The sequence below is a fragment of the Moellerella wisconsensis genome (genome assembly GCF_022592395.1).
Classification (GTDB): Bacteria; Pseudomonadota; Gammaproteobacteria; order Enterobacterales; family Enterobacteriaceae; genus Moellerella; species Moellerella wisconsensis.
In genome coordinates this window covers 2342194-2358313 of the sequence record NZ_CP093242.1, presented here as the reverse complement: position 1 = coordinate 2358313, position 16120 = coordinate 2342194, and the positions used below count along the sequence as shown (strand labels likewise).

The 16120-nt window shown below is 40.9% G+C and carries 13 protein-coding genes; 11 read left to right on the top strand and 2 right to left on the bottom strand.

Annotated elements, in window-relative coordinates; all coding sequences use genetic code 11:
• Positions 1-65: 65 nt before the first annotated feature.
• The 9 genes from pbpC (at position 66) to der (ending at position 12165) form a co-directional block, all read left to right on the top strand.
• Positions 66-2396, top strand: coding sequence for a peptidoglycan glycosyltransferase PbpC (pbpC, locus tag MNY66_RS10365; protein WP_241500796.1), 2331 nt, complete (start codon positions 66-68; stop codon positions 2394-2396).
• Positions 2397-2691: 295 nt separating this feature from the next.
• Complete coding sequence (gene ndk / locus MNY66_RS10360) at positions 2692-3117, top strand: nucleoside-diphosphate kinase (RefSeq protein ID WP_047256040.1); 426 nt, start codon at positions 2692-2694, stop codon at positions 3115-3117.
• 268 nt (positions 3118-3385) lie between these two features.
• The gene (gene rlmN / locus MNY66_RS10355; RefSeq protein ID WP_047256041.1) at positions 3386-4561 is read left to right on the top strand and encodes a dual-specificity RNA methyltransferase RlmN; all 1176 of its coding nucleotides are present in this window, start codon (positions 3386-3388) and stop codon (positions 4559-4561) included.
• A 341-nt stretch (positions 4562-4902) separates the two neighbouring features.
• Positions 4903-5868 carry a cytoskeleton protein RodZ gene (gene rodZ, locus MNY66_RS10350; RefSeq protein WP_047256042.1) on the top strand — a complete coding sequence of 322 codons (966 nt, stop codon included), beginning with the start codon at positions 4903-4905 and terminating at the stop codon, positions 5866-5868.
• Between the two features lie 210 nt (positions 5869-6078).
• On the top strand, positions 6079-7200 hold the full coding sequence (gene ispG / locus MNY66_RS10345; protein WP_047256043.1) for a flavodoxin-dependent (E)-4-hydroxy-3-methylbut-2-enyl-diphosphate synthase: 1122 nt from the start codon (positions 6079-6081) through the stop codon (positions 7198-7200).
• A gap of 241 nt (positions 7201-7441) precedes the next feature.
• Positions 7442-8719 (top strand): histidine--tRNA ligase, encoded by a 1278-nt coding sequence (hisS, locus tag MNY66_RS10340; protein WP_241500795.1) that lies wholly within the window; start codon positions 7442-7444, stop codon positions 8717-8719.
• Positions 8720-8729: 10 nt separating this feature from the next.
• On the top strand, positions 8730-9350 hold the full coding sequence (locus MNY66_RS10335) for a YfgM family protein (RefSeq protein WP_241500794.1): 621 nt from the start codon (positions 8730-8732) through the stop codon (positions 9348-9350).
• Positions 9351-9374: 24 nt separating this feature from the next.
• On the top strand, positions 9375-10547 hold the full coding sequence (gene bamB, locus MNY66_RS10330; RefSeq protein ID WP_053908007.1) for an outer membrane protein assembly factor BamB: 1173 nt from the start codon (positions 9375-9377) through the stop codon (positions 10545-10547).
• A gap of 142 nt (positions 10548-10689) precedes the next feature.
• Positions 10690-12165 carry a ribosome biogenesis GTPase Der gene (gene der, locus MNY66_RS10325; RefSeq protein ID WP_047256047.1) on the top strand — a complete coding sequence of 492 codons (1476 nt, stop codon included), beginning with the start codon at positions 10690-10692 and terminating at the stop codon, positions 12163-12165.
• A 137-nt stretch (positions 12166-12302) separates the two neighbouring features.
• On the opposite strand, the gene MNY66_RS10320 is transcribed toward der, so the two are convergent.
• Both MNY66_RS10320 and hemF read right to left on the bottom strand, forming a co-directional pair.
• Positions 12303-13442 (bottom strand): M4 family metallopeptidase, encoded by a 1140-nt coding sequence (locus MNY66_RS10320; RefSeq protein WP_241500793.1) that lies wholly within the window; start codon positions 13440-13442, stop codon positions 12303-12305.
• 181 nt (positions 13443-13623) lie between these two features.
• Positions 13624-14535, bottom strand: coding sequence for an oxygen-dependent coproporphyrinogen oxidase (gene hemF / locus MNY66_RS10315; protein WP_047256049.1), 912 nt, complete (start codon positions 14533-14535; stop codon positions 13624-13626).
• 136 nt (positions 14536-14671) lie between these two features.
• Here hemF and MNY66_RS10310 point away from each other — a divergent pair, with 136 nt between their 5' ends.
• Together MNY66_RS10310 and MNY66_RS10305 are read left to right on the top strand one after the other, a co-directional pair.
• Positions 14672-15103: a GNAT family acetyltransferase gene (locus tag MNY66_RS10310; protein WP_047256050.1), complete on the top strand. Its 432-nt coding sequence runs from the start codon at positions 14672-14674 to the stop codon at positions 15101-15103.
• Between the two features lie 267 nt (positions 15104-15370).
• Positions 15371-15973: an RpoE-regulated lipoprotein gene (locus MNY66_RS10305; protein WP_047256051.1), complete on the top strand. Its 603-nt coding sequence runs from the start codon at positions 15371-15373 to the stop codon at positions 15971-15973.
• Positions 15974-16120: the final 147 nt, after the last annotated feature.

Genomic DNA, 16120 nt, shown 5'->3' with positions numbered 1-16120 from the left:
CTCTAGTTATAGACCTTATTTTGTTAATGTCCTGTTTATGAAACTATATTTATGAAGCTAAGCCCATGAAACGTTGGTTTCGACGATTATTGCATATCGTGTTGATTTCATTCTGTATATTGTTTTTTTTGCTGGGGAGCTTGTGGCTGGCAGATAAACTGTGGCCGCTGCCGATTAAGCATATCGAGATGGCGAAGACAGTGGTCGCCGAAGACGGTACACCATTATGGCGTTTTGCCGATAAACAAGGAATTTGGCGTTATCCAGTCACCCTGAATGAGGTTTCACCAGACTATATTGAAGCGTTGTTAACTTATGAAGATCGTTATTTTTATCATCATCCAGGGATAAATCCACTCTCATTAATGCGCGCGGCATGGCAAGATTTAAGCTCAGGGCGTATTGTTTCAGGCGGCAGTACTATTTCGATGCAGGTTGCTCGATTAATAGATCCACACTCTCGAACCATCGGAGGAAAGCTCAAACAGTTGTGGCGTACGGCGCAATTAGAATACCACTATTCTAAACCGCAGATTTTAGAAATGTATTTAAATCGCGCGCCTTACGGAGGGACGATTGAAGGTATCGGCGCCGCAAGTTGGGTTTATTTAAATAAATCACCGGCGGCATTAACCGCCAGTGAAGCGGCATTGTTCGCAGTTCTGCCACAGGCACCAAGCCGTTTACGTCCTGATAGATACCCTGAACGCGCAGAAGCTGCTAGAAACAAAGTACTTGATAGGCTGGCTCAATATGGGGTGTGGTCAACAGCTAAAATAGCTGATATTAAACAAGAAAAAATTTGGTTAGCCGCGCGAAAAACACCAAATTCAGCGCCATTATTAGCGCGTCGAATTATCCAAGGCGAAATAGGGCCGATACATCACACCACGATTGATGCCGGATTACAGCGCCAGCTAGAGCAAATGACCTATAATTGGAAAAGTCAGCTTCCCGAAAAAACCTCCTTGGGATTGCTGGTGGTTGATCATCGCGATATGTCGGTCAAAGCCTATATAGGCTCACTGGATTTTCAAGATAATAGCCGATTTGGCCATGTCGATATGATCAGCGCATGGCGCTCACCGGGTTCAACATTGAAACCGTTTTTATATGCCTTAGCGCTGGATGATGGGCTTATTCATGCCGGCTCCCTGCTGCAAGATGTACCGCGGCGCTTCGATGCCTACCGGCCCGGGAATTTTGACAGTGGATTCAATGGGCCGGTAAGTGCCAGCGATGCATTGGTGCGTTCACTTAATTTACCCGCGGTGCAGCTTATGGAAGCCTATGGGGCTAAGCGCTTCACCGCTAAACTACGTAATGTAGGAACACAACTGCGTTTTCCTTTAGCCAGTGAACCCAATTTATCGTTAATTTTAGGCGGTACTGCGGCGAGAATGGATCAACTGGTTAGTGCATTTAGTGCCTTCGGACGTGAGGGACTCGTTTCTCCGTTACGCTTTAAACCTGATGATCCGTTAAACAATAGGCGATTATTCTCGCCGGGCGCTGCATGGATTGTTAGGCGTATCATGGGGGGAGAATCGCGCCCCATGCCTGAAGCTAGTTTGTCTGCTCAGGTGCGCTTAGCATGGAAAACGGGCACCAGTTATGGCTATCGTGATGCCTGGGCTATCGGGATTAATCCTCGTTATACTATTGGTGTATGGGTTGGACGCCCAGACGGTACGCCAGTTGCAGGACAATTTGGTTTTGCGACAGCGGTACCGATTATGGGGCAAGTTAACAATTTATTGCTGCTGCGTATGGCGCAAGATAATGTACCGCTGCCTAAAGATCAAAAACCTGCTTCTGTTTCACAAGCGATGATTTGCTGGCCAAGTGGAACTGTATTGCCGAAAGGCGACACTAATTGCCGCCAACGTCGATTAAGCTGGATTCTAGACGAGACTATCCCTCCTACGCTGTTGGCTAACGAACAAGAGTCCATTTTTGGCATTAAAAAAAATATATGGATAAATTCGTCAGGTTTACAAGTTGCTGCTGATTGCCCAGATGCCCAGCAAAAAACGATTGATTTATGGCCGATTACTCTCGAATCATGGTTGCCAGCAAGTGAGCGTCGTATTAATCGTCTGCCTAAAATTGATAAAAATTGCCCTCCGCAAAATAGTGAAGCACCGCCCTTGTTAATTTCTGGCCTCAGAAATAATGATGTATTAAAACGCTTACCGGGGCAGAGAAGCTTGGATTTACGTTTAGTAACTCAAGGAGGGAAGGGGAAACAGTGGTGGTTTTTAAACGGTGAGCAAGTGGCTGAAAATTTTCATGATCAACCGTTAGTTCTTAGATTAGACAAAGTCGGTAATTATCAAGTTTCGGTTCTTGATTTAAGTGGGCAAGTGGCCTTGCTAAATTTCAGTGTAAAGTAAACTTATTAAGTTAAATAATTCAGCTGATAGGATTAAAATGTGACTTATGCGAAAAAATAGTGATAATTGCTGCAAATAGATTAACGAAATGTTGATATTACTGTAGGCAATTATATTAACAATCTTTATAATCAACGCCTTATTTTTTCTATGCTTATGGATCACGGTAGGGCTACATTAACGCCAAGCAACCTCATGTTGCATTAGCCTAATAATGATAAGCGGGCAATGAGATAAAAGTTTTAATAATTAAAACAACAGACATTAATGTCAAATAAAAGCTAAGAGGTTATTTATGACGGTTCAACGCACTTTTTCAATTATTAAACCTAACGCAGTAAAGAAAAATGTTATCGGTGCTATTTATGCCCGTTTTGAAAGCGCTGGGTTTAAAATTATCGCGGCAAAAATGTTACATTTAACCCGTGAACAAGCCGAAGGTTTTTATGCAGAACATAAAGGCCGTCCTTTCTTCGATGGTTTAGTTGAATTCATGATTTCAGGCCCGATCATGGTACAAGTTCTGGAAGGCGAAAATGCTGTATTACGCCACCGTGACCTGATGGGCGCAACTAACCCAGAAAACGCATTAGCCGGTACTCTGCGTGCTGATTTTGCAGACAGCTTCACGGAAAACGCGACTCATGGTTCAGACTCTATTGAATCTGCTAACCGTGAAATTGCTTATTTCTTCGCTGAAGATGAAATCTGTCCGCGTTAAGATTTAAATTTAAAAATAAAAGCTATTTTGGCAGTTTCGGTTCATTATTCGTGAGCCGCTTATGCGGTAGGATTTATAACTTGAAGCGCGCAGGTGTAGCATTATTATTTTAAAATTTGTACAATACCGAATAACTTGTACGTTATCACGCCCTGTTAATTTAATTAATAGGGCGATTTATTTTTTTATTATTTGAAAATCTGTTTATTGCCGTGCTGAGTATCATTCTCAGCATACGCCGTAAAGTGTAACAACGAGGCAAACCACAATGTCTGAACTAACCAACGACGCACAATGTGCGACTTCACCTGCTATTCCTTCAGAAAAACCGGCTGAAAAAATCAATCTACTCGATTTAGATCGTAAACAAATGCGCCAATTTTTTGCTGAAATGGGCGAAAAACCGTTTCGTGCCGATCAGGTCATGAAATGGATGTATCATTATTGCTACGATGATTTTGATCAGATGACCGACATCAATAAAGTGCTACGCGCTAAATTGAAACAAGTTGCTGAGATCCGTGCTCCAGAAGTGGCAGAAGAACAACGTTCTTCTGATGGTACGATTAAATGGGCTATTACTGTTGGTGATCAACAAGTTGAAACTGTTTATATCCCTGAAGATGACAGAGCAACGTTGTGTGTATCTTCACAAGTGGGCTGTGCGTTAGAGTGTAAATTTTGTTCCACGGCACAACAAGGGTTTAACCGCAATCTGCGAGTCTCGGAGATTATTGGTCAAGTTTGGCGTGCTGCAAAAATTATCGGTTCGCTAAAATCCAGCGGACGTCGACCAATTACCAACGTCGTAATGATGGGAATGGGTGAGCCATTACTTAATCTGAATAATGTAGTGCCAGCTATGGAAATCATGATGGATGATTTTGGTTTTGGCCTATCAAAACGCCGTGTAACTTTATCAACCTCAGGCGTGGTTCCAGCTCTGGATAAATTGGGCGACATGATTGATGTTGCATTAGCTATTTCACTACATGCACCAACCGATGAATTGCGCGATGATATTGTTCCGGTTAATAAAAAATACAATATTGAAATGTTCCTTGATAGCGTTAACCGTTATTTATCCAAATCTAACGCCAACCAAGGGCGAGTTACTGTTGAATACGTGATGCTCGATCATGTTAATGACAGTGTAGAGCAAGCGCATCAGTTAGCTGAATGTTTGAAAAATACCCCGAGTAAAATTAACTTGATCCCATGGAATCCGTTCCCAGGAGCACCTTATGGCCGTAGCTCAAACAGTAGAATCGACCGTTTCTCTAAAGTATTGATGGAATATGGATTCACCACTATTGTGCGTAAAACTCGCGGTGATGATATCGATGCAGCCTGTGGTCAGTTAGCGGGTGAGGTAATTGATCGAACTAAACGTACGTTAAAAAAGCGTATGGTTGGGGAACCAATCTCGGTTAAGGCAGTCTGAGTTCTAGAGTTTTATGCTATCGCTAAATAATTTATGCTGACACTCAGTGATTAACGTAAATTAATCGCTAATTGACTGGGTAACCAAGCAATTGTTGATATAAGCCATAAGGGGATAAAAATAATCATATAAAAATAGTTATATAGTAGGTTTGCTAGGAGAACAGTAAATTGATCATATGATTATAAATAGGATTATCAAGGGATTTATCAACCGTTGCTTGGGATTTAATGTAAAATATTAAATTAATCAGATAAATATTACGCCATAAGTATTGAGTGTGTTTATAATCGGTCATTCAATCTTATCTTTATTAACCTCAGAATCAGTGTTGTCAGCCAATGAATATCGAAAATAATACATCAGATACACAACTTACTGTCGGGCAACTGTTATCCCAAGCACGGGAATCTATGGGGCTGTCTCAAGAAACTATAGCTGAACGCTTGTGCCTAAAAGTGGCGATAGTGCGTGCGATAGACGAAGATAGTAAACCCGCAGGCGTTGAACCGACTTTTCTGAGGGGGTATATGCGGTTATATGCTCGTCTGGTTAATTTGCCAGAACAACAGATATTAGCATTGCTCAATAAAGACAACCCGATTCAAGAAGCCAAAGTTTCACCGATGCAAAGCTATTCTTTAGGCAAGAAGCGTAAAAAACGTGAAGGCTGGTTGATGAAGTTAACGTGGGTTATATTTATCATTCTCATTGCTATGGTCGGTGTATGGTGGTGGCAAGATCATCAAGCTCAGAAACAAGAGTTTGTTTCTATGGCAGAACAGAATGAGAAGATCATTTCACAGCAAGATAATGAAAAATCCCAAACAGTGGAACACAATGAATCTACAACGCCAAGCTCTCCATTTGATAGTTTATCGCAAGGGGCAGCGTCCAGTAATGTAGCGTCAGAGGAAACCTCCGATACGAGTACTCAAGCTGCGGTAACGCAGCCAGAAACTATCAGAACTGTTCCTTTGCCTGGCAGTCAAGTGACTCCCGCACCTATCGATCGTAGCCAGATAAACAATGAGACCGCAGAGCCTGCAGCTGTCGTTAAAAATGATACATTAAACCTGAATTTTACCGGTGATTGCTGGTTAGATATTCGTGATGCGAATAAAAAAGTATTATTCAGCGGAACGAAAAAACGTGGTGATACATTGAATTTGACCGGTAAATTACCGTATCAAGTGACTCTAGGTGCGCCAGCTAATGTTCAAGTTCAATTCCAAGGTAAAAATATTGATTTAAGTCGTTTTGTTAAAGCTAGTCGCGCGGCAAAATTAAAAATACCTGAAGCTTAATGCTATCGAGAGGCACTATTGAGGGATTATTTCACCGAGATACGCGCACTATTAAGATAGTTTTTAGCGAGTTAATGTGTATATAGTGCAGGTTGCGTAGTAATACAGGCAGCGAGTAATCGATAGGATTATTCACAGTAATAAAGAACATGAATCAACGGCTATGGTCATAAATAATATAGTCATAGGGCAGCTCGGAGAATAAAAAAAATGAATAATAGATCACCAATAAAACGACGTAAATCTACGCGTATTTATGTGGGCGATGTTCCGATTGGAGATGGTGCCCCTATTGCAGTTCAGTCGATGACCAATACACGGACTACCGATGTTGAAGCAACGGTTCGACAAATTAAAGCATTAGAGCGGGTCGGGGTTGATATTGTTCGCGTTTCAGTTCCTACCATGGATGCCGCAGAGGCATTTAAGCTGATTAAACAGCAAGTTAATGTTCCTTTAGTGGCTGATATTCATTTTGATTATCGCATTGCATTGAAGGTCGCGGAGTATGGCGTTGATTGTTTGCGGATTAACCCAGGTAATATTGGCAGTGAAGACCGTATTCGCTCGGTAGTTGATTGTGCTCGCCATTATAATATACCTATTCGTATTGGGGTAAATGGGGGCTCGCTAGAAAAAGATATTCAAGAGAAATATCGTGAACCTACGCCAGAAGCACTGGTTGAATCTGCAATGCGCCATGTTGATATTTTAGATAGGCTAAACTTCCACCAATTTAAAGTCAGTGTCAAAGCCTCGGATGTGTTCTTAGCGGTGGGTTCTTATCGTTTACTGGCACAAAAAATTGATCAGCCACTGCATTTGGGAATCACTGAAGCAGGTGGGGCGCGGGCAGGCTCAGTAAAATCAGCGATTGGATTAGGTATGCTATTATCTGAAGGGATTGGCGATACGCTGAGAATTTCTTTAGCTGCAGACCCGATTGAAGAGGTTAAAGTAGGTTTTGATATCTTAAAATCACTGCGCATCAGGGCACGAGGGATTAATTTTATCGCTTGTCCAACTTGTTCACGTCAAGAATTTGATGTTATTGGTACCGTCAATGCGCTAGAAGAACGGCTGGAAGATATTGTCACGCCAATGGATATTTCGATTATTGGTTGTGTGGTCAATGGTCCCGGCGAAGCTGAAGTCTCGACAATGGGTATCGCGGGTGCGAAAACAAAAAGTGGTTTCTATGAAGATGGTGTTCGTCAGAAAGAACGCTTAGACAACAATAATATGATTGATCAACTAGAAGCTAAAATTCGCGCTAAAGCTGCTATTATGGACGAAAAGAAACGTATCGAGATTAACCAAATCGATAATTAATTTAAACTGGCTCATCGATTAATGAGCCAGTTTTGTTTTTACTTTAATACCAATATCATCTCGATTAATTAAGTGAACGATAGGATTTGCACTCAATTAGCCATACCTTAGATGTAAATAACATCAGGTAAGACAAAATATTTCCACTTTCAGTGGCATTATTGTTGTTTGTTGATTGAACCTAATAACACTTCGCTTTTATAATCAGAGCCATGTGATTGTTGAAAAATAGAGAAATAACGTGGGAAAAAATATCCAAGCCATTCGTGGTATGAACGATTATTTGCCAGCAGATACTCGAGTATGGCAGAAAATTGAAGAGACGCTAAAAAGCATTTTACGCGGTTATGGTTTCAGTGAAATCCGTACCCCGATTGTAGAGCATACCCCGCTATTCCGCAGAGCTATCGGTGAAGTTACCGATGTGGTTGAAAAGGAAATGTACACTTTCAACGACCGCAATGAAGAAAGCTTAACCCTGCGCCCTGAGAATACTGCCGGTTGCGTGCGTGCAGGTATCGAGCATGGTTTGCTGTACAATCAGGAACAACGTTTGTGGTATTTTGGTCCAATGTTCCGCTATGAAAAACCACAAAAAGGGCGTTATCGTCAATTTCACCAAATGGGTGCAGAAGTTTTTGGTTTAGCTGGCCCCGATATTGATGCTGAAATTATTATGATGACCGCACGCTGGTGGCGGGCATTAGGTATTGCAGAGCACGTAACATTGGAACTGAACTCGATTGGTTCAGTCGAAGCTCGTGCAAGTTATCGCGATGCGTTGGTTGAATTCTTAGAGCAGCATAAAGAGAGTCTCGATGAGGATTGCCAGCGTCGTATGTACACTAATCCTTTGCGAGTTTTAGATTCTAAAAATGTTGGTGTACAACAATTATTAAATGATGCACCAAAACTTTTTGACTATCTTGATGATGAATCTAAACAGCATTTTGAAGGTTTATGTGCATTGCTAGATGCAGCTGGTATAACGTATCGTATTAATCAGCGTTTAGTTCGTGGCTTAGATTATTACAATCGTACTGTTTTTGAGTGGGTAACAACAGCATTAGGCGCGCAAGGAACAGTATGTGCGGGCGGGCGTTATGATGGTATGGTAGCTCAATTAGGTGGCCATTCTACGCCAGCGGTGGGTTTTGCTATGGGCATGGAACGTATGGTTCTGCTGGTGCAAGAAGTTAACCCCGAATTTACAGCAGATACCGCAGTCGCCGATGTCTATTTTGCTTCATTTGGCACCGATAGCAAACCTGCGGTATTGTTGTTAGCGGAAAAAATTCGTGATGAAATGCCATCACTGCGACTGATGACTAACCACGGTGGTGGTAACTTTAAGAAGCAGTTGAGTCGTGCGGATAAACACGGAGCTAAAGTCGCGTTAATTCTCGGTGAAGATGAAATCCGTGAAGGACAAGTGACGGTTAAAGATTTACGCAATGGTCAGCAAAATACTATTGCACAGCATGATATTACGGCACATTTGACTGAACTGTTAGGTTAAGGAGAGACTTGTGGAAGTCTATACCAATGAGAATGAACAGGTAGATGCAATTAAGAATTTCTTTATCGACAATGGTAAAGCGATAGTCATTGGCCTAGTTTTAGGCATTGGTGCAGTTGTCGGCTGGAATTACTGGCAGTCTCATCAGACCAACCAGTTACAGGAAAGTGCGCAGACTTTTGAAAAAGTTTCAGCACAATTACATACCGGTTCAGCTGAATCAGTGGCTGCGGCAGAAAAATTTGCAGCGGATACCAAAGATGTTTATAGCGCGTTGATAGATTTACAATTAGCACAGCTAGCGGTTGAAAATAATAAGTTAGCTGATGCAGAGAAATCATTGACTGCTGCAATAGAAAAAGCAAAAACAGATGAGCTCAAGGATTTGATCCATCTTCGTCTTGCACGTGTTCAGTTGGCACAGAATAAGGCTGATGCAGCCATTCTTTCTTTGGATAAAATTACCGGGAAAGGTTGGGGTACTGCAGCAGAGAATGTCCGTGGTGATGCGTTATTGCACAAAGGTGACAAAGCTGGCGCCAAAGCTGCTTATAGCAAAGGATTAGAAGCGGATGGTTCTCAGGCACTGAAATCTTTGATGACCCTGAAACTGAATAATGTGTCTAACTAACAACGAATAAAGGGAACGATAAACATGCAGCTGCGGAAAACACTTTTAGTTGGTCTGGTCGCTTCTGTTCTTTTAGTGGGCTGTTCGAGCGAAACTGACTCAATTGTTATGGCGCCATTGCCACAAGTTGAAAATCAGTTTACCCCAAGTATTGTCTGGGACAGATCAGTAGGCGATGGTGTTGGAGAATTTTATTCTGACTTATCACCTATCTGGGATGGCACCGCTGTTTATGCCGCAGATCGCAAAGGTTTAGTGAAAGCGTTTGAGTTAGACAGTGGAAAAGAGATTTGGTCAGTTGATTTATCTAAACGAACAGGCTTTCTGTCTGCCAATTTATCCGCGTTACTTTCTGGCGGTTTAGCAGTATCTGGTGACAAATTATTTATTGGTACCGAACGCGCTAAAATGATCGCGCTGAATAAAGAAGACGGCCAAGTTATTTGGGATGTTGATGTTGCTGGTGAAGCACTTTCGCGCCCTGTAGTCGGTGAAGGTCTGGTACTGACGCATACTAGCAATGGTATGTTACAGGCATTGGATGAAAACACCGGTGAGCTGAAATGGAGTGTCAATATGGATACTCCATCATTATCTGTACGCGGAGAATCAGCACCGGCTATTGCCTATGGTGCTGCTGTTGTGGGCGGTGATAATGGCCGTGTTAGTGCCGTATTGCTGTCTCAGGGCCAATTAATTTGGCAACAGCGTATATCTCAGATAACAAGTTCTACCGAAATCGGACGCTTGAACGATGTTGATATGACTCCAATTATTGACGATGGCATTATTTATGCTATCGGTTATAACGGAACTTTATCAGCCCTAGATATGCGTTCTGGTCAAGTAACTTGGAAACGTGATTTAGGATCAGTCAATAATATGGTCGTCTCCGGCGAAAACCTGTATTTGGTTGATCAAAATGACCGTGTATTATCGATTCGTAAAAGTGATGGTGTGACATTATGGACGCAAGAAGAGTTGTTGCATCGTAATTTGACACCGCCTGAAATGTATAATGGCTATCTAGTTGTGGGTGATGGCGAAGGCTATTTGCATTGGCTAGATATGAGTAATGGTAGTTTTGTTGCACAGAATAAAATTAACAGTTCTGGCTTGTTAAGCCGTCCAGTAGTCGCCAGTGATAAACTGATGGTTCAAGCGAGAAACGGAAAAGTCTATCTGTTAACGCGTTAATTTTCTGACATTCTGTGATTTTATAGCTAAAATTAACGGTTCCTGAAAGACAGGGGCCGTTTCGTTTTTTTGTTTTCTGAGAAGGCTATGTTGTTTAAGCCTCAGAATCGTTATTGTAAATTTAAGTTGTGAGGCACCAAAGATGATACCTGTCGTTGCGCTGGTTGGGCGTCCGAACGTAGGAAAATCCACGTTATTTAACCGATTAACCCGTACCCGAGATGCACTGGTTGCTGATTTCCCTGGTTTAACTCGTGACCGTAAATATGGTCGAGCTGAAGTAGAGGGACAGGAATTCATTATTATCGATACGGGTGGTATTGATGGTGCCGAAGATGGCGTTGAAACCCATATGGCATCACAATCACTGCAAGCTATTGAAGAAGCAGATATTGTATTATTTTTAGTCGATGCCCGAGCAGGACTCATGCCGGCAGATCAGGGTATCGCGAAGCATTTACGTAGCCGCAAGAAAAAAACTTATTTAGTGGCGAATAAAACTGATGGTATTGATATTGATACCTCTATCGGTGATTTTTATTCTTTAGGATTAGGCGAGATCCATTCTATTGCGGCATCTCATGGTCGCGGAATTACTCAGCTGATTGAGCAATGTTTAAAACCTTTTTATCCTAAAGAAGAAGAGGTTGAGCTCACGGATGAAGAAGAAAATGCTGCATATTGGGCTGCAATGGAAGCTGAAGCATTAGAAGCTGCCGAAGAAGAAGAAGACTTTGATCCATCGACACTGCCGATTAAAATGGCAATTGTTGGTCGTCCAAATGTAGGGAAATCAACGCTGACTAACCGTATTTTAGGCGAAGATCGAGTGATTGTTTTTGATATGCCTGGTACAACTCGCGACAGTATTTATATTCCAATGGAGCGAGATGGCCGTGAATATATCATTATCGATACGGCTGGAGTACGTAAGCGCGGTAAAGTTACTGAAACAGTTGAAAAATTCTCAGTAATCAAGACATTGAAAGCGATTGAAGATTCCAATGTGGTGCTACTAGTTATTGATGCTCGTGAAGGCATCTCTGATCAGGATCTATCGCTGCTAGGCTTTATTCTGAATTCAGGTCGTTCTTTAGTGATTGCCGTTAATAAATGGGATGGCATGTCACAAGAAGATCGTGACCACGTTAAAGATATGCTTGAATTGCGTCTTGGTTTTGTCGATTTTGCCCGTATTCACTTTATTTCTGCGTTACACGGCAGTGGTGTGGGTAACTTGTTTGAGTCTATTCAAGAAGCCTATGAATCAGCAACGCGTCGCATTAGTACCTCTATGCTGACACGCATCATGAAGATGGCGGAGGATGATCATCAGCCTCCAATGATCCGTGGTCGCCGTGTGAAAATGAAATATGCCCATGCGGGGGGACATAATCCACCAATTGTGGTTATTCATGGTAACCAAGTCTCTGATCTGGCTGATTCTTATAAACGCTATTTGATGAATTACTTCCGTAAATCATTAAAAGTCATGGGTACACCAATACGTATCCAATTTAAAGAGTCCGTTAACCCATTTGCCGATAAAAAGAATGTGTTAACCGCTACCCAGCTACGTAAGCGTAAACGTCTGCTAAGTCATTTGAAAAAAGGTTAATAATTAATTTTTCAATGATAATTATACCCCAAGTTATGTAATTTGCTTTTTAGTGATAATCGAGCAAAAGCATAATTGGGGTATATTTTTATCGTAATGTCAATTAGATGATTTATCCTTTAAAATCAGTAACTAAATTACGTATCTATTCCAACATCAAACCAGCTTTTTCGGGTTTCATACGCAACTTCTATGCCAAATAATTGTGATGCATGTTTTACGGTTAATTTAGCAAATTGCCTAAAATCAGTCGATGGATTAGCATTTTCGTCCAGTAATGCGTTAAGCCAGATTTTACCCGCTCTTTCCCATGAATACCCGCCTAATGATTTAGCTAATAAGTAAAATGCCTTATTTGGGATCCCTGAATTACTATGTACGCCACCATTATCTTGATAAATCGATAAATAACGGTATTTATTCATATGACCCACTTGGTCATCTTTGATACTCGCTGAGAAATAGAAAGCACTGCCAGGATCCGACATTGAACGCAGCCCCGGTGCACGTTGCCTATCTAGAAATAAATTTTCTCCCAGTAACCAATTTGATTGATGCACATCTTGCTGCTGAATATACTGTTTTACCATGATACCAAAAACATCTGCAACGGATTCATTTAATGCCCCTGACTGGAATAAATAGGTGAAATTAGCATTTGAAGTAATAAATCCGTGACTGAGTTCATGAGCAATAATATCAATATCATTATAAAACGCCCCCATTCTACGACCATCCCCATCACCAAAGAATATGGCTTGGCCATTCCAGAAAGCATTGGCGTAATTTTTACCATAATGAATAATTGCATTTACTTCACTACGGCAGCCTAGTACATCACTAATATTTAATTTTTCAGCAAAGAACTGAGAAATAATACCTATTTTGTCATAGATAAAATGAGCTATTGGTTGCTGAGCTTTTATTTCACCTTCAGTTAATACTACCGGAAAATCTTCATGCGCCATATGTGGGGTAGTTGGGACAAGAGTCGGGTTCGAAGGATAACGGCGGCAAATTGGTAAAGATAAATGATTATGTTGTTTATTTTCAACCTGTTGCTGTGCATCACGTATAATACGGTAGTTATTATATAATACCGTTTGATCATCATAAAATGCCCGACGATGTTCTATAATTTCATCTTCATCATATGATTGGTTCATAACCGCATTAGTATGGATGAGTGTTGAGGCTAGATTAGGGCACTCATCTTCGTCATTCAAAGCTTTTATTAGTAAGGGGGAAACAAAGGTACGACCTAAGGTATTATTCATAAATAAATCTCATTTCGGATTAAGGGAATTGATTATTATCGCGAAAGAGAAATTTTATAAAGCTTTGAATGATAACGTTTTTTATTAGTCATTGAGTTTTTTAGCTACAAATAAATACAGCACCTATGAAAGATGCTGTATTTATTCAGTTAATTATGTCGGTTTTTATCTGGTACTAAATTTAAATCCATTCTTTATGCTGGACTAAAAAATGCTGATATAGTCTTTCTTCTTCAGAACCCGGTTCTGGAGAATAATCATATTCCCAGCGTACCAATGGTGGCAGAGACATTAAAATCGATTCAGTTCTTCCACCACTTTGTAGGCCGAATAGTGTGCCTCTATCCCAAACCAGATTGAATTCGACATAGCGCCCGCGGCGATATAATTGGAATTGGCGTTCACGCTCCCCCCAAGTATGATTTTGACGGCGCGTGACTATTGGTACATATGCAGCTAAAAAAGCATTGCCAACATCTTGAGTAAATTGAAAACTGGTCGCAAAATCAGGCTGATTTAGGTCATCAAAAAATAGGCCACCCACACCACGCGGTTCATCACGGTGTTTAAGATAAAAATAATCATCACACCAGCGTTTGTATTTAGGGTAAACCTGCTCGCCATAAGGTACGCATAGATCGCGTGCTACAGTATGCCAATGAATGACATCTTCATCGAATCCATAATAAGGAGTTAGATCAAACCCTCCACCAAACCACCACACTGGGGCTTCACCGTCTTTTTCGGCAATAAAAAAGCGTACGTTAGCATGGGTAGTTGGAATATATGGGTTCAGCGGATGAATGACTAGAGAAACGCCCATGGCCTGATAACTGCGTCCGGCAAGCTCTGGCCGATGTGCTGTGGCTGAACCGGGTAATTGGGCACCACTTACATGGGAAAAATTAATACCTGCCTGTTCAAAAATAGCGCCAGCACGAAGTACACGGCTACGGCCTCCTCCACCTTCAGGGCGATCCCATACTTGTTCTTCAAATGTGCTTTTACCATCGATATTGGCAATTTGCTGGCAAATTCTATCTTGTAAGTCGAGTAGAAATTGTTTAATACGAGAGATATCAGGGAGTTCCATGCTATGTTTTTCGTAGTTATTGATGAAGTTTATGAGTTAAGTATAGCCTTTTTAATAGTGAAACTCATTTTTAATATTGATCCTGTAAAAAAAGCAGAGATAATGAGAGAGTAATCAGTGTAAACAGGTAATTAACATGGAAATACGTATTTTTCGTCAAGGTGATTTTGAAGATGTGCTGATGCTGTGGGAGCGCTGCGAACTTAATGAATTCGGTTATGATCCCGAATTAATTATTGAACGCAAGTTACAGTGTGGCGCCGATCTTTTCTTAGTTGCAGAAGTAACCGGCGAAATTGTTGGAACAGTAATGGGCGGTTATGATGGTGTAAGAGGTCGGGCATATTATCTTGCAGTTCATCCTGAATATCGCGGTCGAGGAATTGCTAATGCCTTGATTAGCCGTTTAGAGAAAAAATTATTAGCGCAAGGTTGCCCTGTTATAGAGCTATTAGTTAATGAAGAATATGACTCGGCTATTTGCATGTTCGAAAAAATGGAATATGAAGACGAGCAACCGGCACGTTTAATTTATAATAAACGACTAAATGATGGAACTGCATTTTGAGCTAGTCATTAATTTGTATCGCGTGATTCAAGAGGCTTAATTGTATACTGATAATCGCACAACAAATTTTAATATACTGAGTAAATAATTCAGAAATTATGAATGAATAATGATGTTTTAACCTTCATTTTTTGATATTGCTACCCAAGCGACTATTTTTCACTTTATCTTATTTATTCGTCAATTAGCTAAGATGATAATGAATGTTTTATTATTTTCGTTGTCACAACTCACATTAGAGATTAACACCGTACAATCGAGGATCAGATGCAAAATAAAGGCACTAAGATAACGCTTCCGCTTCGCTTGGCATTAATCAGCAGTGTGCTGATGCTGGGTGGATGTGCTGGTACGGGCGCTTTTTGGTCGAGTTTGTCACCGATGAATTGGTTTGGTCATTCGCTAGAAATTACCCCACAAGGGGTTGGCGAGGTAACCAGTTCTTCACCAATGATCAAAAGTACGATTAGTGAACAGCTAGACAATAAATATCGCTTACGTTCGGGTATGCAAACTAGTGAAGGTCAGATTTTAGCTATTTATCAGGGAATGAGTGATGAACAAGTTAAAATTGAAGTTATTGGTCCTGAAGGAGGGAACGTATCGACAATTATAGTGAGTGATTCTCAAGTAAAAACATCTTGGGGAACTCAAATTGGCGATGCGTTTTCAACTATTTATCAGCAAGCTTATGGAGTCTGTGAACAAGGTGAGATGATTAACCAGCAGCCTACTATTGAATGTCAAGCTCCACAAAGCAAAAACATTAGTTATCGATTTACTGGTAAATGGCAAGGGCCAGAAGGATTAATGCCGTCAGATGATGTGCTACAACATTGGCAGATCAATCAGATTATTTGGCGTAAATGACTGTCGATTGAAATTATTCCTTTCTGATTATTGATTTCATTTAAATGCAATTACCCTAAATGTAAGTTTAGGGTAATTTTTTGGTCATCTACAAAAAAATTGTTTTAAAACAAGATGATTCTTGATGTAAATCAGTTAACATTGATG

Excerpts from the sequence above, each read along its gene's own strand:
- pbpC (WP_241500796.1), top strand. The coding sequence starts at position 66 with ATGAAACGTTGGTTTCGACGATTATTGCATATCGTGTTGATTTCATTC.
- ndk (WP_047256040.1), top strand. The coding sequence starts at position 2,692 with ATGACGGTTCAACGCACTTTTTCAATTATTAAACCTAACGCAGTAAAG.
- rlmN (WP_047256041.1), top strand. The coding sequence starts at position 3,386 with ATGTCTGAACTAACCAACGACGCACAATGTGCGACTTCACCTGCTATT.
- rodZ (WP_047256042.1), top strand. The coding sequence starts at position 4,903 with ATGAATATCGAAAATAATACATCAGATACACAACTTACTGTCGGGCAA.
- ispG (WP_047256043.1), top strand. The coding sequence starts at position 6,079 with ATGAATAATAGATCACCAATAAAACGACGTAAATCTACGCGTATTTAT.
- bamB (WP_053908007.1), top strand. The coding sequence starts at position 9,375 with ATGCAGCTGCGGAAAACACTTTTAGTTGGTCTGGTCGCTTCTGTTCTT.
- der (WP_047256047.1), top strand. The coding sequence starts at position 10,690 with ATGATACCTGTCGTTGCGCTGGTTGGGCGTCCGAACGTAGGAAAATCC.
- MNY66_RS10320 (WP_241500793.1), bottom strand. The coding sequence starts at position 13,442 with ATGAATAATACCTTAGGTCGTACCTTTGTTTCCCCCTTACTAATAAAA.
- hemF (WP_047256049.1), bottom strand. The coding sequence starts at position 14,535 with ATGGAACTCCCTGATATCTCTCGTATTAAACAATTTCTACTCGACTTA.
- MNY66_RS10310 (WP_047256050.1), top strand. The coding sequence starts at position 14,672 with ATGGAAATACGTATTTTTCGTCAAGGTGATTTTGAAGATGTGCTGATG.
- MNY66_RS10305 (WP_047256051.1), top strand. The coding sequence starts at position 15,371 with ATGCAAAATAAAGGCACTAAGATAACGCTTCCGCTTCGCTTGGCATTA.